A 2,402-nucleotide genomic window follows, 5' to 3' on the forward strand; every position below is an offset into this window, starting at 1 on the left:
ATTCCTTTGGAGGGCAATCAATTGTTTTTATACTCCACGCCATTACAGTCGAATCGCTGCTGAAAATTTTGTTCTGCGCTGTACTGCAGGCTGCTATGTTATTCATAATAATCTCTTATTCCAGAAGAGTGCTTCATGACCTGTAAACAGCACGAAGTGAACGAGCGCGCCCTGTAAGGCTGATGCCGAACAGTTAAGGTCATAACTCAATGTGTGGGAGGCAGCCTGGCAACTTCAGCGTAGAGACACAGAATATCTGTCGGTTTTCAGGCCTTTTTCGCCAGCAAGCTGCCTCCTGCAAGTAGCTCGTTGCATCAAGCACCGGGTTTTTCACCACTCCCAGTCTTTCTCCATGAACTCGGCCGTGGGTGGCAGGACCGAGTGCAGGAACTGCAGGTATTGCTCGAACAGGTCTTTGTTGGGGAAGCGGGCGAAAAACCCTGTAGTGATGTCGGTGCAATGAATAACGATGATGGAGCGCTTTCGATCAATCGTGACGAAGTTGTGGGTATCCCATGGACGAGTTTCCCGATGATGGATTTTATTCTCCCAATTCAGCAAAGAGCGTGCGGCCCCGATTGAAATGGCGGCGGGGCCGACCAGAAAGAGCAGGGAGCCTGTGACGAGGGCGACGCCGAGAAATAGCAGGATGGTGAAAATGGCGATGCCTTTGAAGAAGGGGCCTGCAAAATTTGGATAGTAGTCGTAGTACTCGACAGAGCCTCCATGGAGTGTGATGTGGTAGTTGAACATAGCCTTCTGCCTGACTGCGAACACAATCAAATAAGTCCCGAATACTACAGGTGCGCAGCCGAACGCTATAAGCATGCCCAGAGCTTCCGGCAAATCATCCCACAACAACCATAGACAATAAAGAAAAGGGAGAAGACAGGCCGTTACTACAGCAAGATAAGCTTTTTTTAGCTCCTTTGGAGAACACTCGATTGTTTTTATGCTCCATATCATTACAGCTGTATCGTTGCTGAAAGTTTCGTTCTGCTTTGTGCTGCTGGCTGCTATATGAGTCATAGAATTTTATTCCGGAAGCACAAGGATCAGTGCGTTGGCGCGGCTTTTCTTATTGACTTCTAGCAGTGTGAGGCTTGAGCCATCTACTGCCATATCGCCCTCCTGACTTAGCTCTATCTGATAAAGGTAGCTTTGAGCTTTCTGCCCTGAAGCACTCACCGAGTTCGGATACCAGATTTGCAACTCAATGTAGGTAGCACCTTCCTTGAGCGGAACCCAGGTTTGCCAGACGACATCCTCGCCCGCAGGAAAAATCGGGAAATACAGATCCGATGGTGAATAGGGAGGCCGTTCATTACCGATCTTTCCAAACTCCTTGAGAGGAGTGAACTTGCCACGCTCTTCAAACTTGTCTGCAATGGGCGTATCCGTTTGCTCCGTTGGCAGAAAACCGAAAGGTCGCGTACTGCTGATAACATTAAGCTGAACCAGTTGCCCGCGTAATGCCTCAGGCAAACGCATTTGTATCCAGGCACCGTTTTGTACTGGCACATCTACATACCCAGCTACACCCATGTATTTTTGCCTATACTCAACCGTGCTTTTAATAAGGATTTGCGGACTCAGCTGGATTTCCAGCAAAGAACGCTTTTCTTCAACTTCTCCTTCCGGGGTATCCGTATGTCGATGTTCAGACGAACGCGACCAGCAGCACCTCCTCAACCACCAACCGACACTGTCCTGCTTGAAATAGTTCAGGACCATAGTGGCAATTAAATAAACGACACCTGCTATTAGAAGACCGATGGTAAACCACGTACCCATTACAAAAATCGCGATTCTGCTGGATAGTGTTAATCCCGTAACCAATTGAGCCAGACCACCAACACCCATCACAAAAACAGCGATACCTTTTACAAGTAATGCGGCTCTTTCCTCCTCGGTTTTGGCATTCTGATAATCGCCTCGAATATCCCAAAGCTCCAACACCGCCGCCGCCACCGCAAACGCTCCCAAAGCCACCACCGTGCTCCTGAACCCGCGAATCGCATCCCCCCAAGCGTTGTTTCCCTGCGCTTTCCAGTAGGCGGAAGAGCGATCCAGGATGCCTATGCTTTTGCCGTCGATCAGCACCGGCGTCGCATTCTTGATCACCGCCCACGGCGCTTCGACAAACACCGCCATCAACAAATTGAAGCTGTAACCCAGGCTGTAACCGACCTTGACGATATCCTTGCCGCTGAAGTCGCCATCGCGGGTCAGGTCCCCATAGAGGAATGCAGTGTTGATGAAGTTGAGCAGGATGACGCCCCAGGTGATCCCGGCACCCAGGCCACCCAAGCGTTCGCTCCAGGCCTTGGCGCGGGTGTGCCAGTCCTTGGCGACGTCCAGGCCGGATTTGAAGAAGGCGCGTATTTCCTCTTGCAGCAACT

The 2,402-nt window shown here is 50.5% G+C and carries 1 protein-coding gene and 1 pseudogene; both read right to left on the bottom strand.

Annotation, left to right across the window (positions count from 1 at the left end):
* Positions 1-330: 330 nt before the first annotated feature.
* A complete protein-coding gene (locus tag CKW23_RS20525; RefSeq protein WP_095068218.1) occupies positions 331-1,029 on the bottom strand; it encodes a permease in 699 nt (232 codons plus the stop codon).
* 6 nt (positions 1,030-1,035) lie between these two features.
* A pseudogene (locus CKW23_RS20530) lies at positions 1,036-2,402 on the bottom strand (hypothetical protein); the annotation flags it as partial.

Origin of the sequence: Pseudomonas sp. Irchel 3A18, assembly GCF_900187465.1 — a bacterium.
Taxonomy (GTDB): domain Bacteria; phylum Pseudomonadota; class Gammaproteobacteria; order Pseudomonadales; family Pseudomonadaceae; genus Aquipseudomonas; species Aquipseudomonas cichorii.